The organism is Ornithinibacillus gellani (assembly GCF_003730295.1).
Lineage (GTDB): Bacteria > Bacillota > Bacilli > Bacillales > Amphibacillaceae > Ornithinibacillus_A > Ornithinibacillus_A gellani.
In genome coordinates this window covers 41,767-65,479 of record NZ_QTSZ01000029.1, presented here as the reverse complement: position 1 = coordinate 65,479, position 23,713 = coordinate 41,767, and the positions used below count along the sequence as shown (strand labels likewise).

Genomic DNA, 23,713 nt, shown 5'->3' with positions numbered 1-23,713 from the left:
TGACAACGCTTTCAATGCTGCCGGAAAACAATGACGGAGAGGATGGAGACCATTGATAGAACAGACCGTACAAGTAAAACTTGAAACCGGACTGCAGGCAAAACCAGCTGCACAATTTGTACAGCTGGCGAATGATTATGACGCCCATTTGGTACTGGAGAAGGATGGCAAACGCGTAAATGCCAAAAGTATTATGGGGCTGATGAGTCTTGCAATTGGTACAGGAGAATCGATAACAATACTCGCAGAAGGTAATGATGCAGAACGAGCGTCGGCAGATTTAATTGGATTCGTATTAGGAGAACGTGTTTTTGAATGATAAATACATGGTTTGGGCAACCAGCCATTTATTGACCTTCGTGTCTGATTGAAGAGGATTCTTGGAAATAACGGATGCTTATCGATGGTGGCAAACACGACTAGTTTGAACGGAGAAAGATTCTTCTTGACTATTTTAATCATTTTAAGAGAAAAATCCCAATTCAAGGCATATACCATGAATTGGGATTTGAATACTACTATTCTGGTTTGCGATCAAGTACTTTGTCGATTAAGCCGTAATCGACAGCAGATGCTGCTGTCATGAAGTTGTCGCGGTCTGTATCTCTGTCAATCACTTCAATTGGCTGACCTGTACGATCAGACAAGATTTTATTAATATTTTCACGCATTTGCAAAATACGTTTGGCGTGAATTTCGATGTCTGTTGCTTGACCTTGTGTACCGCCAAGTGGCTGGTGAATCATTACTTCACTATTCGGCAAGGCATAACGTTTTCCTTTTTCACCTGCTGCCAGTAGGAAGGCACCCATGGAAGCTGCCATACCTGTACAAATGGTTGAAACATCCGATTTAATAAATTGCATTGTATCATAAATTGCCATTCCCGCCGTAATCGACCCACCTGGTGAGTTAATGTACAGGGAAATATCTTTTCCTGGATCCTCTGCTTCTAAGAAAAGCAACTGTGCAACAATGGAGTTTGCGACATTGTCGTCAATTGCACTTCCGAGCATGATAATGCGGTCTTTTAATAAGCGAGAGTAGATATCATATGCACGTTCTCCGCGATTTGTTTGTTCAATAACGGTAGGTATTAAATTCATTTTTATTTCCTCCTTCTATACTATCATCCATTTGGATTTATCTTTATCATACCTTTATGGTCAATAAAGGTCAAACAAAAACAATTGCTATATATTACTTATTTTATCACAGATTAACTGGCTGTAAGCCCCCCACATCGATAATTTTTGTTAATCGCAAGAATTAGTAAGTGGGGGATCAACAGCCAGTAAAGGCCTGATTGGTTCAACTAACAATCAGTGGGGAAAGAGCGAAAACTCCCCATCAATCATTCTTGTTTATCGCAGATGTACGAAGAGTCATAGCCCTATGCCATAAATAATAAACAAACACTAGAAATCATACCTTCCATCTTTCCCTTTTTCTTTGAAAATAAACAGCTTACGAAAAAACACTTGTTTATAAATGCTGAACAGGTTATAATATCCTATGTGTCCTAGCTAGGAACATACATATGCGCTCGTAGCTCAGTCGGATAGAGCAATGGTTTCCGGTGCCATGTGTCGGGGGTTCGAATCCTCTCGAGCGCGCTTATTCATTAAAAAAAGGTATCAACGAGAATCATAGTCATTCTCGTTGATACCTTTTTGTTTTTTAGTCATTTTTTACTATCATGACCATCTGTCTAACCCGATTATAAGTTATAGGACATACAAAAAATGTGCACAGCTATAGAACTAGAAAAGGTCAATTCATGGTTTTAAAGAAGTATTTGAACAATCATTCGTTCTTTAGTTGCATTTGAATGAATGGGCATTTTAGGGTTAAAATGGGAGCAATCAAATGAATTAACAGTTATAATAGAATTTATATTTTTTTAAGGGAGAAGGGTGATTGCATGGAACAAAAGATTCGAATCGGAATTGTAGGCTATGGTAATCTCGGAAAAGGTGCGGAACTCGCAATATATCAAAATACGGATATGGAACTCGTTGGTATCTTTACAAGAAGAGATCCCGCATCCATTCAAACTGCTCATAAAGGGGTTGCAGTGTATCGTTATGAGGAAATGGATCAGTTTAAGGATGATATCGATGTGATGATTCTATGTGGTGGATCGGCATCGGATTTGCCGACGATGAGTCAGGAAATTGTTCAACAGTTTAATATCGTGGACAGTTTTGACAACCATGCAAAGATACCGGACCATATTGCTCGGGTGGAGGAGAAGGCTAAAGCAAGTGGAAAACTTGGCGTTGTTTCAGTTGGCTGGGATCCAGGTTTATTCTCTATGAACCGCTTATTAGGTGAAATTGTACTGCCAACCGCAAATACGTATACGTTCTGGGGAGAAGGTTTAAGCCAAGGACATTCTGAAGCAGTCCGCCGTGTACCAGGCGTGAAAGATGCGGTTCAATATACGGTTCCAGTACCTGAAGAGTTGGAAAAGGCCCGATCTGGCGAAGGAGCAAGTGCGAATGGAGCGGATCGGCATAAACGGGTTTGTTATGTAGTTGCAGAGGATGAAGATAAACAGGCTGACATAGAGCAAGCGATTAAAACAATGCCAGATTACTTTGAGCCGTATGATACGACGGTATACTTTATTACTGAGGATGAGCTGCAAACAAATCATAGCAAAATGAAACATGGTGGATTCGTTATTCATGCTGGAGAGACCAGTAAGGGAAATCAACAAACCATTGAATTTTCTCTAGCATTGGATAGTAACCCTGAATTTACAGCAAGTGTACTGGTGGCTTATGCACGTGCTGCTTATACATTAAATAAAGTCGGTGATACTGGAGCAAAAACAGCATTTGATATCCCGTTATCTGCATTAACCCACCGATCGTCAGCAGATATTTATCGCAGTCTTTTATAATAGATAAAGAAAGTGGATGATTGACAACTGTCAATGGATCCACTTTCTTTTTTAAAGGATATTTAATTTGTCAGCTGATGTAGGCTTTTGATAATATTTTGTGCTGCTTCATCTATTTGAAGGGTATCTACATTCACACGAATATGATAATCCGCGTAAACCTGTTGCCTTGCTTCATATAGGGCTTTGATTTCTTCAATTGATTTATTTTGTAGAATGGGACGGGTATCGATTATCTCGGGAATCCTTTCCTGCCAAGCATCCCAGCCCATCTCCAAGAAAATAACCAAGGCATTTTCCATACATTGCTGCTTTACCTCTTCCTGTAAAAATGCACCGCCACCAAGGGAAATTACCCTTCCAGGTGTTTGACAATGCTGGTTGATGAGTTCTTTTTCTTTGTTGCGAAATACAGCTTCGCCATACGTATCAAATATGGCTGTGGTTGCCATGTCAAATGTCTCTTCAATTTCTAGATCTATATCGATAAAGGGGCGTGACATTTGTTCAGCAAGTGCCTTCCCTATACTCGTTTTACCGACTCCCATGAAACCAATCAGGACAATACTTTTACCTATATGTATGCTTTGCTTCGACACGTTTCAATCCTCCCATGTATATCCAGTCATTTCTTATTTTATTTAGTATAACAGGAGTGATATGACGAGGGAATAAAAATGTATATCAGGTATAATCAGGTATCCTATTTTGCTAGCCTCTTTTAGAAGTCATTTCACCGTGGAAGTAATCATCAGTAATTCTACGTTAATTAAGGTGAGAAAAATACCCAAGTATGGCAAAATAGGAAGTGGATATGTAAGGGGGGCGGATAAATGGATACCAGGATGGTTCAGGAACAGCGATTAAGTCGGAAAATGAATCAATCATTATTACAATCCCTTCATATTTTACAATTTTCTTCATTGGAATTACTTGCGTATATAGAGCAAATTACAAAGGAAAATCCATTAATTGAAGAAATAGACTATGATCCTTACATCACTGATTATAAAGTGAATACAGAAGATGTACCTTCTGTTGGCGAAAGAAACAGTAAGGAAGAAACGATGTATGACAAACTAAAAAATCAGTTATATACACTTCGGCTAGATTCCACATTAAAAAGAGCAGTCTTATTTGGTATTGATTCTTTAAACGAGGATGGATATATAGAAATCGATTTAGATGAATGGGCAGAAAGATGTGGTCTTCCAATGCCACAAATTGAAGCTGCTTTAAAAGCAATCCAATCCTTAGAGCCAGCCGGAGTAGGGGCCCGCGATTTAAGTGAATGCATTTTGCTGCAATTGGATTTGGAACAGGAAAAACAAACCCTGGCGACAAATTTAATACATCATCATCTGGATTGGATTGCGGAAGAAGCGGTGGAAGCTATTGTTTCGTATTATGGTGTAGGGCGAAGTGAAGTAATGGCTATACTCACTGCTATTAAAAGCTGTCATCCCAAACCAGGCAGATTGTTAGCAAATCCAACAGCAGATTATATTATTCCTGAAGCGAATATTATAGAAGATCGTGGGGATTGGAAGATAGTATTTTATAAATGGAATCATCCAATTATACAAGTACGTAAAGCATATCAAGACTTTCAAGCGACAGATCCAGAAGCAATGGCGTATATCAAAGAAAAACGACAACAACTGGATTGGCTCTCCAAGTCGATTTCCCAGCGCGCAAGCACATTGGAACGTATTCTAAAAGAAATTGTGCGCTTGCAGCATTCTTTTTTTGAACATGGGCATTTTATGCTACAGCCCATGAAAATGCAGGATATTGCTCAAATATTAGACATGCATGTATCCACCATTAGTCGAGCTATTCGAGGCAAGCATGTACAAACACCCTATGGGGTCTTGCCAATTAAATTCTTTTTTCAATCAGGTATTAATAATCAAGCTGGAAAACAAACGGCAGCTTTTACAGTGAAACAACTCATTGCAGAATTGATTCAATATGAAGATAAGCAGCAGCCTTTATCTGACGAGTCAATAAAAAATAAATTAGGAAGTGAATTTGGGATTATACTTGCACGTCGAACGGTTATGAAATATCGTAAGCAATTAAACATTCCATCCTCCACAAAACGAAAGCGGTGATTAGCATGTTGAAGGTTATATTTTATACGAAGGAAATTTGTTCATTATGTGAAGATGCAAAGGCATTACTTTTAATGTTTCAGCATGAATATGGTTTTGAACTGGAAGAACGGGATATCTATTCAAAGGATGAGTGGTTAGAAGAATATCAATTGTTGATCCCTTTTGTTCAAATTAACGACACAAGTTTAAATTGTGAAGAATTGAATATGGAACGATTAGAACAAGCAATTATTCACAATTTGGAGGGCTAAACCACGCGCTCCAAAGCCTTTATACATATACGGACAAAAAAATGTCCCAGTCATATAAAAAAATGTTTAATTCAGTGAAAACCCGGGAACACTTTTATTGTAATCAGAAAGCCTGCTATTGCTTGTGAATTTACAATGATGTGGTATAATGAAATTGTAAATACAGCAGCGACAGCATTTTTTTACAGGCTTCGGGGCAAATAAGTTCCACCTGGGACTTTTAAGTTCCCATTGAAAGGGAGCTCGAACATGAGAGATTTAATTGATTTGCAGAAAAAATTATATCCGGATTTAATTGAAGTTATGCAGCAGCGATACACTGTACTTCATTATGTTGATTTATTTCAGCCCATTGGCAGAAGAGGACTAGTGGAGAACACGAAGCTATCGGAGCGCAGCATTCGAGGGGAAATAGATTTTCTGCAAAGCCAGGGCTTGATTGAAGTAACGTCCAGGGGCATGTATATTACAAAAGAGGGAAAGATAACCCTCGATAAGTTTGCTGTATTTAACAATGAAGTAATGGGCATTCGGGTTCTCGAAAGCCAGCTGAAAGAGAAGCTTCACATCAAGGAAGCAATAGTAATCCAAGGCAATAGCGACTTGGATGAATGGGTCAAACAGGAGATGGGCAAAGCATGTGTAACCGTGCTGCGAAAAATGGCAGCAGCAGGTGGAACCATTGCAGTAACAGGTGGTACGACAATGGCTGCAGTTGCAGATGTGATGACCCCACTAGATAAAAACGATGATTTACTATTTGTGCCTGCTCGTGGCGGTATGGATGAAAAAGTGGAATATCAAGCAAATACCATTGCCGCAACAATGGCCAAAAAAACAAATAGTGATTATCGATTACTCTATGTTCCTGATCCATTAAGTGAGGCTACATACCAAACACTTCTTCAGGAGCCTTCCATCAAGGAGAAATCCTGCATCATTAAAGGTGCTGCCATTATCGTGCACGGAATTGGTGACGCATTAACGATGGCCAAACGGCGCCGGACAACAACAACTGTAATTGAAAAGCTGGAAAAAAAACATGCAGTTAGTGAAGCGTTTGGATATTATTTCGACAAAGAAGGAAGGGTTGTTCACCAAGTAAGAACAATCGGAATTCAGTTGGAAGATTTAAAAGAAGATAAACATGTCATCACGATTGCAGGTGGTGCATCGAAGGGAGCCGCAATTGTTTCTTACTTTAAACAAGGTACGAGTGACCTGTTTATTACAGACGAGGCTGCCGCAAGAGAGATTTTAAGGGACAAACCCCTTTAAATATAGCTATTCCAAATTTTATTTATCATAGGAGGAAAAGAAAATGACAGTAAAAGTAGGAATTAATGGATTTGGCCGTATTGGACGTAATGTATTTCGCCAGGCTTTGAAAAATGATGCAGTTGAAGTAGTTGCAGTAAATGACTTAACAGATGCTGCAATGCTAGCACATCTATTAAAGTATGATTCTGTACACGGTACATTGGAGGAAGAAGTATCCGTAAATGGTTCCAATATCGTTGTTGCAGGTAAAGAAATTAAAGTATTGTCTGAACGCGATCCAGCTAACCTAGGTTGGGGCGAGCTTGGTGTAGATATTGTAATTGAATCTACTGGCCGCTTCGTAGACCGTGAAAGCTCTCAAAAGCATATTGACGCTGGTGCAAAGAAAGTTATTATCTCAGCACCTGCTAAAAATGAAGACTTAACGGTTGTAATGGGTGTAAATAATGATGCTTATAACCCAGCTGAACACCATATCGTTTCCAATGCTTCTTGTACGACAAACTGCTTGGCTCCATTTGCAAAAGTACTACATGATAACTTTGGAATCAAACGTGGTATGATGACAACTATCCATGCTTACACGAATGATCAGCAAATTCTTGATTTGCCACATAAAGATTATCGTCGTGCGCGTGCAGCAGCACAAAATATCATTCCAACAACGACAGGAGCAGCAAAAGCAGTTGCACTTGTATTACCTGAGTTAAAAGGTAAATTGAATGGTATGGCAGTACGTGTTCCAGTACCAGACGGTTCTGTTGTAGATTTGGTTGCTGAACTAGACTCCAATGTAACTGCAGAACAAGTGAATGAAGCATTCAAGAAAGCAGCTGAAGGCGACTTGAAAGGCGTTCTGGAATATAGTGAAGCACCATTAGTATCTTCTGACATCGTTGGAAATGTCCATTCTTCTATTTTAGATGGTCTATCTACAATGGTAATGGAAGATAACATGGTTAAAGTTGTATCTTGGTACGACAACGAAATGGGCTATTCTGCTCGTTGTATTGATTTAGCAGTATTTATGGATGAAAAAGGTCTATAATAGAAAGCATTTATAGGAGGAGGGGGTTGATCCTCCTCCTTTTTCCATGCTAATCTAACTGTTTTCAAAGATATTCTACTGTATAATGATTAATAAGTGAGCATAAAGGGAAACCCTAAATTGAATTACATATTGGCAGTATAAAATTCGGGAGGTTTGGAGCATGAATAAAAAATCAATAACGGACCTAGAACTAAAAGGAAAAAAAGTATTTTGCAGGGTTGATTTTAACGTTCCTATGAAGGACGGAAATGTGACGGATGATACACGAATTAAAGCTGCTCTACCAACCATTACGTATTTGATAGAACAAGGTGCAAAGGTAATCCTTGCTAGTCATCTTGGTCGACCGAAAGGACAAGTAGTAGATGAATTACGACTGGATCCTGTAGCGAAACGCCTGAGTGAATTACTTGGTGCTGAAGTGATTAAAACAGATGCTGTATACGGCCCAGAAGTGGATGAAGCAATTGCCGGCATGCAAGATGGTAATGTGTTATTGATTGAAAATGTTCGCTTCGAACCTGGTGAAACGAAGAATGATGCTGAGTTAGCCCAAGCATTTGCAGCAATGGCTGAGCTCTATGTCAATGATGCATTTGGAGCGGCTCACCGTGCGCATGCATCAACAACTGGGGTGGCAAAATTATTGCCAGCAGCTGCAGGTTTTCTCATGGAAAAAGAGTTGAAAGTATTGGGTAAAGCATTAGAAAATCCTGAGCGACCATTTACAGCAATTATTGGCGGTGCCAAAGTAAAAGACAAAATCGATGTCATTGATAACCTGTTGGATAAAGTAGATCACTTACTAATCGGTGGTGGACTTGCTTATACATTCATCAAGGCACTCGGTCATGAAATTGGAAAATCTTTATTGGAAGAAGATAAAATGGAATTGGCAAAAGAATTTATGCAAAAAGCGAAGGACAAAAATGTTAATTTGGTGTTGCCGGTTGACGCGGTTGTTGCGGATGATTTCTCGGAAACTGCCAATACAAAAATTGTATCAATAGACGAAATCCCTTCCGATTGGGAAGCGCTGGATATTGGTACGGAAACACGTGCTAAATTTGCTGATATTATCCAATCATCCAAGCTTGTCATTTGGAATGGCCCAATGGGTGTATTTGAAATGAATGCATTTGCTGGTGGAACGATGGCAGTTGCCGAAGCATTAGCCGAGACAGAAGGTTATACTGTAATCGGTGGTGGAGATTCTGCTGCAGCAGTAGAGCAATTTGGTTTTGCTGAAGCAATGGATCATGTATCTACTGGTGGAGGCGCATCCTTAGAATTTATGGAAGGAAAAGTTCTCCCTGGAGTCGATGCATTGGATGATAAGGAATAATCTTAATGGTAATGGAGAGGGGTTGTATTCATGCGTAAGAAAGTAATTGCAGGTAATTGGAAAATGAATAAAGTGGGTAGCGAAGCTGTACAATTTGTTCAGCAGACTGCCGAACAAGTGAAGCCAAGTGAACAGGTGGATGCAATTGTTTGTGCACCATTCCCGTATTTGGCTCAGCTGGTGGAAAAAGCAAAAGGCACTACGATTAAAATCAGTGCTCAAAATATGCATTACGAAGAAAATGGTGCATTTACAGGTGAGGTTAGCCCTGTCATGCTAGCAGATATTGGTGTTAGCCATGTCGTTATTGGCCATTCAGAGCGCCGTGAATATTATGGAGAAACAGATGAAACGGTTAATAAAAAGGTGCACGCAGCATTTGCTCATCAGCTAACTCCAATCGTTTGTGTTGGAGAAACGTTAGAACAGCGTGAGGCTGGAGAAACAAAATCTCATGTCCAACAACAGGTAGAAAAAGGTCTAGCTGGTCTATCTCATGACCAAGTCAGTAAAACCATTATTGCCTATGAACCGATTTGGGCAATTGGAACTGGTAAAACTGCTTCAAGCGAGGATGCAAATGAAGTGTGTGCACATATTCGTAAAGTAGTTGCCGATAGCTTCTCATCTGAAACTGCTGAACAGGTAATTATTCAATATGGTGGAAGTGTGAAGCCGGATAATGTAGATGAATTGCTGGCACAATCAGATATTGATGGTGCACTTGTAGGTGGCGCAAGCTTAGAGCCTGCATCATTCTTGAAGCTCGTGGAGGCGGGAGCAAAATGAGTAAGGACAAACTAGCAGCCTTAATCATCTTAGATGGCTTTGGAATCCGGGATGAAGTAAAAGGCAATGCAGTCAAACAGGCAAATAAACCAAATTTTGATCGTTATTTTTCGACCTACCCGCATAACCAGTTAACTGCAAGTGGTAATGCGGTCGGTCTACCAGAAGGTCAGATGGGTAATTCCGAGGTTGGTCATTTGAATATTGGCGCTGGTCGAATTGTCTATCAAAGCTTAACTCGAGTTAATTTATCCATTGAAAACGGTGAGTTCTTTGAAAAGGATGCATTCCTGCAAGCTATTCGCCGTGCCAAGGAAAATAAAAAAGCCTTGCATCTGATGGGCTTGCTATCAGATGGTGGTGTTCATAGTCATATTAATCATCTGTTTGCACTGTTAAAACTCGCTAAGGATGAAGGTTTAGATCAAGTGTTTGTGCACGCCTTTTTAGATGGACGTGATGTAGGTCCACAAACTGCTAAAAATTATATTGAGCAGACAGAAACGAAAATGAAAGAACTAGGTGTCGGCCAAATCGCAACAATTTCCGGTAGATATTATTCCATGGACCGTGACAAGCGCTGGGATCGTGTGAAAAAATCATACGATGCAATGGTGTATAGGGAAGGCCCTTCTTATCCAAATCCAACAGATGTGATTGAAGATTCGTATAAGAATGGTATTTACGATGAATTTGTAATTCCTTCTGTAATACTTGATGAACAAGGACAGCCAGTTGCAAAAGTATCTGATGGCGATTCCATGATATTTTATAATTTCCGACCAGACCGTGCGATTCAAATATCCCGTACCTTTACAAATGAAAATTTTGATGAGTTTGATCGAGGATCTGCTGTACCAAAGGATATCGACTTTGTCATGCTCACCCATTTTAGTGAAACGGTGAATGGCTATGTTGCCTATGAACCGGAGAACTTGGATAACACAATTGGCGAAGTACTTGCAGCCAATAATTTAAATCAATTGCGTATTGCTGAAACGGAAAAATACCCACATGTCACTTTCTTTATGAGTGGTGGCCGTGAGGAAAAGTTCCCTGGAGAGACAAGAATCTTAATTGATTCTCCCAAAGTTGCGACCTATGATTTACAACCAGAAATGAGTGCATATGAAGTGACTGATTCCTTGTTGGAAGAGTTGGATAAAGGAACGCAGCAAGCGATTATTCTTAACTTCGCTAACCCGGATATGGTAGGTCACTCAGGCAAGCTTCAACCAACGATTGATGCAATTGAAGCAGTTGACGAATGCCTGGGAAAGATAGTTGATAAGATTCTGGAGCTTGGTGGTACTGCGATTATTACAGCTGACCATGGTAATTCAGATGAAGTAATTACATTGGATGATGCACCAATGACAGCACATACTACCAATCCAGTTCCAGTTATCGTTACAAAAAATGATGTTGAGCTTCGAGATGGTGGTATTTTAGCAGATTTGGCACCAACCTTACTTGATTTGCTTGATGTGGAAAAACCAGCAGAAATGACAGGGGAATCCCTGATCAAATAATTTTAAATATCAAATTCGAAATTAAAGGAGAGATTTCCATGCCATACATTACAGATGTTTACGCACGTGAAGTTTTAGACTCAAGAGGTAACCCAACAATTGAGGTAGAAGTTTATACGGAATCAGGCGCATTTGGTTCATCCATCGTGCCAAGTGGTGCATCTACAGGAGAATATGAAGCTGTAGAACTCCGAGATGATGACAAAAGCCGTTATTTAGGTAAAGGTGTTTTGCAGGCTGTTAAAAATGTAAATGAAACCATCGCACCAGAATTAATTGGAATTGATGTTACGCGTCAAAATATTATTGACCACTTGATGATTGAATTAGATGGCACAGATAACAAAGGCAAGCTAGGTGCAAACGCAATTTTGGGTGTTTCCATGGCTGTTGCACATGCGGCTGCAAATTATCTTGAAATCCCATTGTATAATTACCTTGGAGGATTTAACGCAAAAGTATTGCCAACTCCAATGATGAACATTCTAAATGGTGGAGAGCATGCGGATAATAACGTGGATATCCAAGAATTTATGATTATGCCTGTTGCTGCTGAAACATTTGCAGAAGCATTGCGTACTGGAGCGGAAATTTTCCATGCATTGAAGAATGTATTGCATGAAAAAGGCCTAAACACTGCAGTTGGTGATGAAGGCGGATTTGCACCAAACCTTGGCTCAAACGAAGAAGCATTACAAACAATTGTAGAAGCAATTGAGGCAGCAGGTTACAAGCCTGGTGAAGAAATTATGCTTGCAATGGATGTTGCTTCCTCTGAAATTTATGAAGATGGCAAATACAACCTAAAAGGAGAAGGCGTTGTTCGTACTTCTGCAGAAATGGTTGACTGGTATGAGGAAATGGTTAATAAATACCCAATTATCTCCATTGAAGATGGACTAGATGAAAATGACTGGGATGGCCATAAGCTATTGACTGAGCGCATTGGTAACCGTGTCCAGCTTGTTGGTGATGACCTATTCGTTACGAACACAGAAAAGCTTGCAAAAGGTATTGAGCAAGGTGTTAGTAATTCCATCTTAGTAAAAGTAAACCAAATTGGTACTTTGACAGAAACATTTGAAGCAATTGAAATGGCAAAACGTGCTGGCTATACTGCAGTCATCTCTCACCGTTCAGGTGAAACAGAAGATGCAACCATTGCAGATATTGCTGTTGCAACAAATGCTGGTCAAATTAAGACAGGTGCACCTTCTCGTACAGACCGTGTTGCGAAATATAACCAGTTGCTTCGCATTGAAGATGAGCTGGCTGGTATGGGCGAATATGCAGGACGTACCGCTTTTTACAACCTCAATAAATAATGGGTACTTTTCAGCCTCCCGAGCAAGATATAATACTTGCTCGGGATTTTTTTGTAGCTAATGCTAGAATATTCTTATATATATACGTGGACATATGATATATTTGTATCAAGCATTCATTAATAGTTGATGTTGGAGGTGTACCGTTGAAAGCAGGTATAACTGGATTGGTTCGTGATATATTTATTATTTGTGTGTTTTTTTTATGCATGTTTTATGGGTTTATGGAAGTAGTTCATTTTAATTTTATAGCAAGTTGTTTTGTCCTTCTGTTCGTAAGTACGCTGGCAATAGTCATTAGTAGATACATAGATCATCAGCTGCAGGATTATCGATTTGCTATGCCAGCTCGTCTACTTACGATTGTGGCTATTCTCGTTTTCTTTAGCTATCAAATCTTCACACCCTATTTTTATTCAACAAGTAGTCTTGAAACAGAAGCGAAGGATCAAATAGAATATCTTTCACTTTTGCAGGATGACACTTTAGATCAGGCCGAACAGAATATAATTATGGAGCATACTTTCACAGCAGATATGGTACAAACATTTGCAATGATGAAACAGGTACCCCGGTTGGATTGGACAGAGCCAGTACTGGAACAGGTAAATCGAAAAATGAATCAATTTGATGTCACCATTCATGTGAATCATTCAGATGAAAAGTTCATTATTACGTTTAAAAGGGAAGCAGGAGTTTTTAAGGTGGATGGTTGGTTAACGATGCCTTAATGCCATTAACCTGCAATCCATTAAAACTGCTTCATTGAAAATACAAAATGGGGGAAATTTGATGGCAATACGAGAAACAATTAAGGCAAGACGATCCATCCATTCATTTAAAAAAGATGTGGTCGATACGGCTGTTCTAAAGGAAATCTTTACATATGGTTCGTATGCACCCTCCCATTATATGAAGGAGCCATGGCGGATTAAGCTGTATCAGGAGAAAGGAAAACAACACTTGGTCGATGCTATATTGACAAGCTATCAGCGACTCGGTATGATTCCCAAAAATCAGCATGCCAAAACGGTCCGGATGCTTGATTCGATGGGGCAGTTTTTACTGGATATCCCGCATCATGCCGTCATTTATTTACCAATTGAACCAGATCCTGTTCGCTATGAGGAGGAGTATGCGGCTGTTTGTGCTTTTATTCAAAATGCGCAATTAGCTGCATGGGAATTTGGGGTAGGTATGCTATGGACCATCACGCCTTATATGCATGATCCGGAGTTTGTAGCAGAGATAGGCTTGTCCAAGCAGGAAAAGATCGCAGCAGTATTACAAATTGGCTATCCAGCTAAGATTCCTCGTGATAAAGGTAGAACACCTATTGAAGAAAAGCTGGAACTGATCAATGAATAAGTAGGGAAGTTCTTGATACCTATCAAAATCTTACAGCCAGTTAATCTGTGATAAAATGAAGAAAGGAGTTCCAGTAGAAAAATTTACTGGAACTCCTTTTGCTGTGTTTCACTGGGTTTTGTCCCAGTCTTATCGATTTTATTCTGTTAATTCTTTCATAAATGCAACGACTTCCTCTGCGGTGGACATTGCCAATAGCTTGTCCTTGTTTGCGGCGATTTTTTCTTTAGATAAATCGCGAATTTGCGTTCTTGCAGGTAAAATGGAAGTTGCGCTCATGCTGAATTCATCTAAGCCAAGACCAAGTAAGATTGGAATGGCGATTGGATCTCCTGCCATTTCCCCACACATGCCAGCCCATTTACCTTCACTATGAGCTGCCTCAATAACATTGTTAACAAGGGTTAGAATTGCTGGGTGATATGGCTGATACAGGTAAGAAACCCGTTCATTCATGCGATCGGCTGCCATCGTATATTGAATTAAATCATTTGTTCCAATACTAAAGAAGTCTACTTCCTTCGCAAATTGCTTAGCCAATACAGCAGTTGATGGTATTTCCACCATAATTCCAACTTCAATTGAATCGGATATTGTATGGCCTTCGTTTTTTAGAGCTTCTTTTTCATCTAGAAGGATTGCTTTCGCTTGACGGAATTCCTCTAGTGTTGCAATCATTGGGAACATAATTTTTAAATTACCATGTGCACTTGCACGAAGTAACGCACGAAGCTGTGGTCGGAATACATTTTCATTCTCCAGACAGAATCGAATTGCCCGGAAGCCTAAAAATGGATTCATTTCCTTTGGTAAATCTAAATAGCTAAGCTCTTTATCGCCACCAACATCAAGCGTACGAACGACAACTGGCTTATCTCCCATTTGCTCCAGGACAGATTTATATGCTTCATATTGTTCTTCCTCAGTTGGAAGCTGGCTCTTGCCCATATATAGGAATTCCGTACGGTATAACCCAACTGCTTCTCCGCCGTTATTAATCACACCTTGAACATCTTCTGGTGTACCGATATTTCCACCAAGTTCTACATGCTGCCCGTCCTTGGAAGTGGTTGCTTCGTCTTTCAGCTTTGCCCATTCTTCTTTCTGTTTAGCAAAGTTCGTTTGTTTGTCACGATACGTGTTGATCTCTTCTTCAGATGGATTAATCAGTACTACACCATCTAAGCCATCCACAATAATCATGTCACCATTCTCAACCTTAGCTGTAATATCTTTGGTACCTACGATGGCAGGGATTTCAAGTGAACGTGCCATAATAGCGGAATGGGAAGTTCTGCCACCAATATCTGTAGCAAAACCTTTTACAAATTCACGATTTAATTGTGCTGTATCAGATGGTGTTAAATCATTTGCAATGATAATGACTTCTTCATTAATCAATGCAGGATTTGGAAAGACTGCACCAAGCAAATGAGCTAATACACGCTCTGTAACGTCTTTAATATCTGCTGCACGTTCACGCATATATGCATTGTCCATATTTTTAAACATGTCAATGAACATGGCTGCAATCTCCTGTAAGGATTCCTCAGCAGATTTTTTATCATATTCAATTTTTTCCTTGATTGGATTGATGAGCTCTGGATCATCTAAAACGAGCAGGTGAGCAGAGAAGATTTCGGCATGCTCTTCACCCATCTCTTTTTTTGCATGCTCACGAATTTTTTCAAGCTCTGACTTGGAAACTGTTAATGCATCCTCGAGTCGTTGAACTTCTTTTGCTGTATCTTCAATTGTTTTTTTATCGAAGGACAAGTCCGGTAGTTCCAATCGATATGCTTTTGCAATAGCAACTCCGGAAGAAGCTGCAATTCCTTGTAATGTCATATTACATAACCCTCCAGCCTTCATATTTTTACTATATATTCATTTTATACCGAGTGATTGCAAAGTATCAAGGAAACCAACAATATGTAAACGTTTTAATTTAAAAAACAGGAATAAAATAGTTTAAATTGCTATTTTACTTGAAAAAGCAACCAATTTTTGAGGATATGGTATACTTCATTCCGATTTTTTTCATTTAGCATTTCATGACGTCCATTTTCAAACAGCATCGTCGTGACATTCGTTAATCCTGCCTCTGTTAATTGATGTGCAGTTTTCCAAACACCTTTCCCATAGCTGCCAACAGGGTCTGCATTTCCACTGATTAGCAGTACTGGTAAATCATTGCGGATGGCGCGGTTGTTCTTGTTATCATGTACCTGATGTAACAAGCCCATTAAATCATAGAAAAAGCGGGCAGTTGGTACATAACCAGATAATGGATCATTAGCGAATTGTTGCACCATTCCCGCATCAGTTGTGAGCCAGTCAAATTTGCTGCGGCGATGTTTAATTCGTTTATTATTCATTCCCAAGGAGAGCCAGTTCATCAGAGCAGATGGTTCTGTCGGAGAGAGGATACTGGATAGTGCCTTGCCTAGTCTTGCTTCTGTTTTCGTATAATAGCCTGTGCCAGATAGAATCAATGCATCAATATTATCACTATAGGTTTGAATATAGTTTCTTGCAAAAAACGATCCCATACTATGCCCCAATAATACAACAGGTATATTTGGATGCTCTTTTTTAATGTAGCTGGTAAGCCGATGCAGGTCGCTGGTCGTTTTTTCAAAGCCCTGTTCTGCAGAAAAGTATCCAAGCCTCCCTTGTCTTAGCCCCGTTTGACCGTGTCCTCGATGATCATTCCCATAAACAGTGATGCCATAATCAGTCAAATAAGTGGCAAAAGCATCATACCTCCCAATATGCTCGACCATTCCATGAGACAATTGCAGGATTAATTTTGGAGGGGTTTTACTGTCCCAACGTTGTACATAGATTGCTTCTCCGTCTTTAGCTTCCATCCAAAATGCAGTTTGCATGCATTCTCCTCCTCGTGTCATAATATTTAAAACATGATTTATTTATTCACTTCTAATGATGCAGAGATAGCTATAAACAGCTTTTTCCATAGAACCATTGGATACAAGTTTTAGCGTTGTTTTATTTACGGTCTGCGTCCTGAACAAATTATCACAGAACTATCCTTAGATAAATTATAGAAAACTTAAAGCAAAATGGCGACTGATAACGTGTATGAACTTGGAAGGAATATGTATTTGTGACAAATTTCTTGATGATGAAAGGCAGGATTCTTTCCTTTTTTTCTGAAAATGCATTTATTTATCAAGTTGTTGATAAAAATAAGCTTGCCATCTAATTGCTAATTATGCTAAAGTAATACATAGATATTCGTCCGCAGGGGGTGCAGGGATTACATGGCTCTTACAATCGTTAATACGCTATTGGTAATTGATGCAATCATTATGATTGTCTTAGTAGTACTACAAAGTGGTAAAAGTGAAGGTCTATCAGGTGCAATTTCTGGTGGGGCCGAGCAATTATTTGGTAAGCAAAAGGCACGTGGGATTGACTTAGTGCTTCACCGCGGGACTGTAATTACCGGAACTTTATTGTTCGTTTTAGCATTTTTAAGTGCATATGTATTACAATAGAAGTAAACTCTTATCCCATGCTTTATGAGATAAGGGTTTTTTGTTTTGATTATTTATGAAATAATTTGGATATACCATGGGATGAACGAATGAAAGAAAGGAATCGAAAATAAGATGAAAATTATTCAACCAAAACCATTTACATTTGAAGCGGGACCGAAAGCAGTTTTGTTATTACATGGATTTACTGGCCATTCAGCAGATGTTAGGATGCTTGGTCGGTTTCTAGAGAAAAAGGGATATACTTCACATGCTCCTATTTATCGTGGGCATGGGCTTCCGCCAGAAGCGTTAATCAAAGCGAATCCTGAACAATGGTGGGCAGATGTACAAGCTGCTTATCAGCATTTACAGGATTTAGGGTATGAAGAGATTGCTGTTGCTGGTTTATCATTAGGTGGTGTGCTTGGACTGAAGCTGGCTTATTCAACCAAGGTGAAAGGTGTTATTCCAATGTGTGCTCCGATGTATTTTGATAATCAAACGCAGCTAACGGCTGGATTTAAGGAATTTTCAAAGGAATATAAACAGCTGGAACGAAAGTCCGAGGAAGAAATTACTGAAGAAATGGATAGCCTGATGGAGGCATCCACACCATTGTTTGAACAGCTGAAACAGTTTATTTTGGATGTGAAAGGGAATTTAGATACGATTTACACACCAACGCTTGTCATACAGGCAAGTAAGGATCAAATGATTAATCCAGAGAGTGCTAATTATATATATGAGCATGTAGAAGCGGTGGATAAGGATATTCACTGGTATGAAGAGTCTGGACATGTTATTACCCTTGATCAGGAAAAAGAAAAGCTACATGAGGACATATTCATGTTTCTAGAATCCCTTGATTGGGAAGCATGATAATAATGGTTAAAAGCGTAAAGACTATGAACGGAAAGAAGGTGTAAATGATGGAGAACCAGATGAAAGAAAGATTATTATCCTATATTCAAGCAAATAGTGCGGGCCCGCTTTCCGTAAATGAATTGGAAGCTGGACTTGAAATTGACAGCTCCGTTGCATTTAAAGAATTGGTGAAGGCATTGAATGCACTGGAGGATACAGGAGAGATTGTACGTACCCGTAAAAATCGATTTGGAATTCCGGAAAAAATGAATTTAATTCGTGGGAAAATCCAAATGCATAAAAAAGGGTTTGCCTTTTTAATTCCAGATGATGGTGACCAATCAGATGTATATATTCATCCAACTGATTTAGCCTCCGCGATGAATAATGATAAGGTGCTTGTTCGTCTTGAGAAACCTTTTGAGGAAGGGAATAGGCCTGAAGGGACCGTTATTCGTATTCTAGAGCGAAGTGTGTCACAGGTTGTCGGTACCTTTGAAAAAAACGGTGCTTTCGGGTTTGTCATTGCAGATGATAAACGAATCCCGAATGACATTTTTATCGCCAAGGAAAATATGAATGGTGCGGTGGATGGACATAAAGTCATCGCGCATATCACGAAATATCCAGAGGATCGTATGCTTGCGGAAGGGGAAATTACCCAAATCCTTGGTCATAAAAATGATCCAGGAATCGACATTATTTCGATTATTTATAAGCATGGGATTCCCATTGATTTTCCAGAGGCAGTGCTGGAACAAGCAGGGGCAGCGCCTGACGCAATTGCTGAATCCGATTTGGATGGCAGACGCGATTTACGTGAGGAAACCATCGTAACCATTGATGGTGCAGATGCAAAAGATTTAGATGATGCTGTTTCGGTGAAGAAATTGGAAAACGGCAATTATAAGCTTGGTGTATATATTGCAGATGTCAGTCACTATATTCCAGAGGATTCACCAATGGATAAGGAAGCGTATGAACGAGGAACAAGTGTTTACTTGGTTGACCGTGTTATCCCAATGATTCCGCACCGGTTATCAAATGGGATATGTTCTTTAAATCCACAAGTTGACCGGCTTACACTCGGTTGTGAGATGGAAATAGACACCAATGGACAAGTGGTGGCACATGAGATTTTCCCTAGTGTTATTCGAACAACGGAACGAATGACCTATGCTTCTGTAAATGCAATTTTAGTAGAGCAGGATGAAGAAGAGCGCAGTCAATATGAATCGCTTGTACCCATGTTTGAAAACATGGAGGCATTAGCGAGCATTCTAAGAAGAAAACGAATGAATCGTGGTGCAATTGATTTTGATTTTAAAGAGGCCCAGGTGCTTGTGGATGAGGATGGAAAAGCAGTTGACGTTGTTATTCGAGAGCGAAATGTTGCAGAAAAGCTAATCGAAGAATTTATGCTTGCAGCAAACGAGACGGTAGCAGAACATTTTCATTGGCTGGATGTACCGTTTATTCACCGAATTCACGAAGATCCTGATGAAGGAAAGCTGCAGCAGTTTTTCGAGTTTTTAGCTGGGGTTGGTCATGGGATCAAAGGTAGTATTAATCATATTCATCCTCAAATGCTGCAAAATGTGCTCCAGGAAATAGAAGGAGAACCTGAGGAAATGATTGTTTCCAAGCTGATGCTCAGATCGATGAAACAAGCAAAATATGATCCACATAGTATTGGACATTTTGGCTTGGCAACAGAATTTTACACGCATTTTACGTCTCCAATACGTCGGTATCCAGACCTCATTGTGCATCGTTTAATTCGTACGTATTTGTTTGACAAGCGCATGGACAAGCAAACCGTTCAGCATTGGAAAAGTTTGATGCCTGAAATAGCGAGACATACTTCTGAAATGGAACGAAGAGCGGTTGATGCGGAACGTGATACAGACGATTTGAAAAAAGCAGAATTTATGCAGGATAAAATTGGTGAGGAATTCACTGGTATTATTAGCTCTGTAACCAGTTTTGGTATGTTTGTCGAATTGGAAAATACGGTTGAAGGTTTAATTCATGTCAGCTTCCTCGTTGACGACTATTACCATTTTGATGAGCGGAACTATGCATTGATTGGTGAACGAACCGGTAAGATTTATCGTATTGGCCAAGAGGTGCAGGTGAAGGTTACCAACGTTAATATGGAAGAACATGCCGTTGACTTTGAGTTAGCAGATTCCGAATCAAATAACAGGCAGAAATCACCATATAAAAAACCCGCCAAGCAAGGAAAGCAAAATGGTCGTGGAAAGCAAGCTAAACAGGGAACAAAATCGAAAGCAAAGCAACCGGATAAAAATAGAAAGAAGAAAAAACATAATTTAAAAAGAAAGAAGAAAAATAGTCGATAAAGGAGGACTTCCATTCCTTTATCGGCTTTCTTTTTTATATTGATTGGATTAAGGAAGATACAATCGGGTACATAATGTATAAGTGATGATAGTTACGGATTAATTGGGCGTAAAAGATTGGAATCATTGTAGGAATCATGCATATGGTGTTATTATAAAAATAAATGTTTCGCATAGGCAAATTAATTGTTGACATCGAAATGTTTGTCTATTACACTAAACATTAGAGAGAGCCCATCAATTTAAATAATAGAAATATATTTATAATACAGCATGATTATTTCATCAGGAAGATTACTTTTTTTTAATTAAAAGTTGCATTAGGTAAACAAATGTTGCTATATCAAACAGTTGCGGTTTGTACTGGAGAGAGAAAAGGAAGGTGACGGGGATGAAGAAGGCAATAGAAGTAAGCGATTTACATGTTTCTTATCACGGAAAGCAAGTATTGGAACATGTGAGTTTTCAATTTGAGTGTGGAAATTTAATTGGCATAATTGGTCCAAATGGTGCTGGGAAATCTACGATGTTAAAGGGACTTCTTGGACTGATTCCAAAGGATGCCGGAAGTATTACGTTTGGAAATGAACATGTGGATGCAGTTCGTAAAAAAATTGCTTATGTGCCACAACGTTCCAATATTGATTGGGATTTTCCGATTGTAGTCAAGGATACGGTTTTACTCGGAACCTATCCAAGACTTGGACTATTTCGCAGGCCAAAGAAGGCAGACAAGGAATGGGCGTTAGCATGCTTGGAAAAGGTAGGAATGGAAGAGTATGCAAATAGCCAAATCGGCGAGTTATCCGGAGGTCAGCAGCAACGTGTTTTTCTGGCAAGAGCACTTGCACAAGAAGCTGCGTATTTTTTCCTCGATGAGCCCTTTGTTGGAATCGATGTATCCAGTGAAGAAGTGATTATCAAGATATTGAAGGATCTGCGTGATGAAGGAAAAACAATTTTTGTCGTTCATCATGATTTGACCAAGGTAGAGAAATATTTTGATGGTCTTGTGTTAATTAATAAAGAATTGATTGATGCTGGTCCAGTGAAGCAGGTGTTTCAACCGGAAAAACTGCAAAAAGCTTATCAATCACCATTTACAGGACTTGGCATGCTTGGGGTGGGTGTGTAATGGAATTTATTCAGGATTTAATGAATTATGGATTTCTGCAAAAAGCATTTGTAACCTCCATCATGGTTGGCATCATTTGCGGTGTAATTGGCAGCTTTATCGTACTTCGTGGAATGGCGCTAATGGGAGATGCTATTTCACATGCAGTACTTCCGGGTGTAGCCATCTCTTATATGCTTGGAATCAATTACTTTTATGGAGCAGTTGTGACAGGTGTGTTAACTGCACTTGGCATAGGTGTCATTAGCCAAAATAGTCGGGTGAAGAGTGATTCGTCCATTGGTCTTGTGTTCTCGGCATTTTTTGCATTAGGGATTATTTTGATTACCAGGGCCAAAAGTGCAACCGACTTAACACAAATCTTATTTGGAAATGTGCTGTCAGTACGAACATCCGATATGTGGTTAACATTAATTGTTGGCGCAGTGGTACTACTTGCAGTCATTATCTTTTATAAAGAATTACTCGTTTCTAGTTTTGATGAGACGATGGCTGCGGCATACGGTCTTCGTGTCCGGTTGATACATTATGGCATCATGGTACTGCTGACACTTGTAACGGTAGCGTCCTTGCAAACAGTTGGGGTAATTTTAGTAGTATCTATGCTTATTACACCAGCTTCAACAGCTTATCTGCTAACCAATCGCTTGTCGGTAATGATTGGTTTGGCATCATTTTTTGGCGCATTATCTGCAGTGCTTGGATTGTATATTAGTTTCTTATACAACATGCCCTCTGGTCCGGTAATCGCATTAGCTACTACAGCCATATTTATTATTGCATTTATTTTTTCACCAAAGCAAGGAGTTCTATGGCGCGCGGTTCGGGGAAATCGTCATCGTGCAGCTATTGGAAAATAAAGAAATATAAACATTAAGGGAGCGTATGAGAAACATGAAGAAATGGTGGTTGGGATTTATTTTGACAAGTATGACAGTGTTTTTGCTGTCAGCATGTGGCAGTGGAGGAGCGGATGATTCATCGGAAGATAAACCATTACAGGTGGTTACATCATTTACAATTATTGCCGATTTAGCGAAAGAGATAGGTGGGGATGATGTAGACATTCACAACCTGGTTCCAACAGGTACAGATCCGCATGAATATGAGCCACTTCCTGAGGATATTAAAAAAGCAACAGATGCAGATATTTTGTTTTATAATGGGTTAAATTTGGAAGGCGGAAAAAATGGTTGGTTCTTTAAAATGATTGATACCGTTGGACAGAAGGAAGAGCATATCTTTAGTTTGACCGATCAGGTAGAACCTATGTATATCGCTGGTGAAGACGGACAAGACGAAGAGATAAACCCACATGCATTTATTGATCCGGCTGTTGGGATTAAAATGGCTGAAGCAATGCGAGATGCGTTTATGAAAGTCGATCCAGATCGTAAAGCAGACTATGAAAAGCGAGCAACGGCCTACTTGGATCGCTTGAAAGAAATGGATCAAACCTACGAAGAGAAAATAAATGATCTTCCAGAAGCAGATCGGGTTTTAGTTACTAGTGAACGTGCTTTTCAATATATGGCCAATCATTATGGATTAAAAGAGGCTTTTATTTGGGAAATCGATACAGAGGAAAATGGTTCACCATCTCAAATTAAATCACTTGTATCGTTTATAAAAGAACATGAAGTACCCGTATTATTTGTTGAATCTAATGTGGATACCCGACCAATGGAGACTGTATCCAGTGAAACGGGAGTGCCTATTTTTGAAAAAACTATTTATTCCGATGAAATTGGTGAACCAGGTGAAGAAGTGGATACGTACATGAAGTATCTTGAATATAATATAAATATCATACATGATGGCTTAAAGGGAAGCGAATGAGTAAATAATTTGGCTGAGATTCCAATTAAA

General features: G+C 39.4%; 22 protein-coding genes and 1 tRNA gene. 19 read left to right on the top strand and 4 right to left on the bottom strand.

Translation table 11 applies throughout. The features are described from left to right. The first annotated feature begins 52 nt into the window (after nucleotides 1–52). On the top strand, nucleotides 53–319 hold the full coding sequence (locus DX933_RS08520; RefSeq protein WP_123316019.1) for an HPr family phosphocarrier protein: 267 nt from the start codon (nucleotides 53–55) through the stop codon (nucleotides 317–319). A 199-nt stretch (nucleotides 320–518) separates the two neighbouring features. On the opposite strand, the gene clpP is transcribed toward DX933_RS08520, so the two are convergent. Next, a complete protein-coding gene (gene clpP, locus DX933_RS08515; protein WP_123316018.1) occupies nucleotides 519–1,106 on the bottom strand; it encodes an ATP-dependent Clp endopeptidase proteolytic subunit ClpP in 588 nt (195 codons plus the stop codon). 436 nt (nucleotides 1,107–1,542) lie between these two features. Between clpP and DX933_RS08510 the strand changes: the two genes are divergently transcribed. Together DX933_RS08510 and DX933_RS08505 are read left to right on the top strand one after the other, a co-directional pair. After that, a tRNA-Arg gene (locus DX933_RS08510) sits at nucleotides 1,543–1,616 on the top strand. 308 nt (nucleotides 1,617–1,924) lie between these two features. Then, on the top strand, nucleotides 1,925–2,911 hold the full coding sequence (locus tag DX933_RS08505; RefSeq protein WP_123316017.1) for a diaminopimelate dehydrogenase: 987 nt from the start codon (nucleotides 1,925–1,927) through the stop codon (nucleotides 2,909–2,911). Between the two features lie 62 nt (nucleotides 2,912–2,973). Here DX933_RS08505 and DX933_RS08500 read toward each other — a convergent pair whose 3' ends face one another. Beyond that, entirely contained in the window at nucleotides 2,974–3,510 is a 537-nt protein-coding gene (locus DX933_RS08500) for a shikimate kinase (protein WP_223805923.1), read from the bottom strand. A gap of 234 nt (nucleotides 3,511–3,744) precedes the next feature. Between DX933_RS08500 and rpoN the strand changes: the two genes are divergently transcribed. The 10 genes from rpoN (at nucleotide 3,745) to DX933_RS08450 (ending at nucleotide 13,973) form a co-directional block, all read left to right on the top strand. Next, nucleotides 3,745–5,028, top strand: a complete 1,284-nt coding sequence (gene rpoN, locus DX933_RS08495; protein WP_123316016.1) for an RNA polymerase factor sigma-54 — start codon at nucleotides 3,745–3,747, stop codon at nucleotides 5,026–5,028. Nucleotides 5,029–5,033: 5 nt separating this feature from the next. Beyond that, nucleotides 5,034–5,282: a glutaredoxin family protein gene (locus tag DX933_RS08490; RefSeq protein WP_223805922.1), complete on the top strand. Its 249-nt coding sequence runs from the start codon at nucleotides 5,034–5,036 to the stop codon at nucleotides 5,280–5,282. 249 nt (nucleotides 5,283–5,531) lie between these two features. Next, nucleotides 5,532–6,560 carry a sugar-binding transcriptional regulator gene (locus tag DX933_RS08485; protein WP_123316015.1) on the top strand — a complete coding sequence of 343 codons (1,029 nt, stop codon included), beginning with the start codon at nucleotides 5,532–5,534 and terminating at the stop codon, nucleotides 6,558–6,560. Nucleotides 6,561–6,603: 43 nt separating this feature from the next. After that, complete coding sequence (gap, locus tag DX933_RS08480) at nucleotides 6,604–7,611, top strand: type I glyceraldehyde-3-phosphate dehydrogenase (RefSeq protein WP_123316014.1); 1,008 nt, start codon at nucleotides 6,604–6,606, stop codon at nucleotides 7,609–7,611. Between the two features lie 163 nt (nucleotides 7,612–7,774). Next, nucleotides 7,775–8,959, top strand: a complete 1,185-nt coding sequence (locus tag DX933_RS08475; RefSeq protein ID WP_123316013.1) for a phosphoglycerate kinase — start codon at nucleotides 7,775–7,777, stop codon at nucleotides 8,957–8,959. Nucleotides 8,960–8,989: 30 nt separating this feature from the next. Then, nucleotides 8,990–9,748 carry a triose-phosphate isomerase gene (tpiA, locus tag DX933_RS08470; RefSeq protein WP_123316012.1) on the top strand — a complete coding sequence of 253 codons (759 nt, stop codon included), beginning with the start codon at nucleotides 8,990–8,992 and terminating at the stop codon, nucleotides 9,746–9,748. After that, entirely contained in the window at nucleotides 9,745–11,280 is a 1,536-nt protein-coding gene (gene gpmI, locus DX933_RS08465; protein WP_123316011.1) for a 2,3-bisphosphoglycerate-independent phosphoglycerate mutase, read from the top strand. Before tpiA ends, gpmI begins: the two co-directional genes overlap by 4 nt. A gap of 38 nt (nucleotides 11,281–11,318) precedes the next feature. Next, nucleotides 11,319–12,605 (top strand): phosphopyruvate hydratase, encoded by a 1,287-nt coding sequence (gene eno, locus DX933_RS08460; protein WP_123316010.1) that lies wholly within the window; start codon nucleotides 11,319–11,321, stop codon nucleotides 12,603–12,605. A gap of 146 nt (nucleotides 12,606–12,751) precedes the next feature. Then, the gene (locus DX933_RS08455; protein ID WP_123316009.1) at nucleotides 12,752–13,336 is read left to right on the top strand and encodes a hypothetical protein; all 585 of its coding nucleotides are present in this window, start codon (nucleotides 12,752–12,754) and stop codon (nucleotides 13,334–13,336) included. 61 nt (nucleotides 13,337–13,397) lie between these two features. Continuing rightward, nucleotides 13,398–13,973 carry a nitroreductase family protein gene (locus tag DX933_RS08450; protein WP_123316008.1) on the top strand — a complete coding sequence of 192 codons (576 nt, stop codon included), beginning with the start codon at nucleotides 13,398–13,400 and terminating at the stop codon, nucleotides 13,971–13,973. 138 nt (nucleotides 13,974–14,111) lie between these two features. Here the strand turns inward: DX933_RS08450 and ptsP are convergent, their stop codons facing one another. Both ptsP and DX933_RS08440 read right to left on the bottom strand, forming a co-directional pair. Next, nucleotides 14,112–15,821, bottom strand: a complete 1,710-nt coding sequence (gene ptsP, locus DX933_RS08445; protein ID WP_123316007.1) for a phosphoenolpyruvate--protein phosphotransferase — start codon at nucleotides 15,819–15,821, stop codon at nucleotides 14,112–14,114. A 131-nt stretch (nucleotides 15,822–15,952) separates the two neighbouring features. Continuing rightward, nucleotides 15,953–16,864 carry an alpha/beta hydrolase gene (locus tag DX933_RS08440; protein ID WP_123316006.1) on the bottom strand — a complete coding sequence of 304 codons (912 nt, stop codon included), beginning with the start codon at nucleotides 16,862–16,864 and terminating at the stop codon, nucleotides 15,953–15,955. 396 nt (nucleotides 16,865–17,260) lie between these two features. On the opposite strand from DX933_RS08440, the gene secG reads away from it, so the two are divergent. The 6 genes from secG (at nucleotide 17,261) to DX933_RS08410 (ending at nucleotide 23,683) form a co-directional block, all read left to right on the top strand. Next, nucleotides 17,261–17,497 (top strand): preprotein translocase subunit SecG, encoded by a 237-nt coding sequence (gene secG, locus DX933_RS08435; protein ID WP_123316005.1) that lies wholly within the window; start codon nucleotides 17,261–17,263, stop codon nucleotides 17,495–17,497. A 114-nt stretch (nucleotides 17,498–17,611) separates the two neighbouring features. Next, nucleotides 17,612–18,358 carry an alpha/beta hydrolase gene (locus DX933_RS08430; RefSeq protein ID WP_123316004.1) on the top strand — a complete coding sequence of 249 codons (747 nt, stop codon included), beginning with the start codon at nucleotides 17,612–17,614 and terminating at the stop codon, nucleotides 18,356–18,358. Between the two features lie 62 nt (nucleotides 18,359–18,420). Continuing rightward, nucleotides 18,421–20,709, top strand: coding sequence for a ribonuclease R (gene rnr, locus DX933_RS08425; RefSeq protein ID WP_123316305.1), 2,289 nt, complete (start codon nucleotides 18,421–18,423; stop codon nucleotides 20,707–20,709). Nucleotides 20,710–21,100: 391 nt separating this feature from the next. Further along, on the top strand, nucleotides 21,101–21,844 hold the full coding sequence (locus tag DX933_RS08420; RefSeq protein WP_123316003.1) for a metal ABC transporter ATP-binding protein: 744 nt from the start codon (nucleotides 21,101–21,103) through the stop codon (nucleotides 21,842–21,844). Further along, nucleotides 21,844–22,704, top strand: a complete 861-nt coding sequence (locus DX933_RS08415; RefSeq protein WP_123316002.1) for a metal ABC transporter permease — start codon at nucleotides 21,844–21,846, stop codon at nucleotides 22,702–22,704. The genes DX933_RS08420 and DX933_RS08415 overlap by 1 nt, the downstream gene beginning before the upstream one ends. 34 nt (nucleotides 22,705–22,738) lie before the next feature. Next, a complete protein-coding gene (locus DX933_RS08410; protein ID WP_190279464.1) occupies nucleotides 22,739–23,683 on the top strand; it encodes a metal ABC transporter solute-binding protein, Zn/Mn family in 945 nt (314 codons plus the stop codon). Nucleotides 23,684–23,713 lie beyond the last annotated feature (30 nt).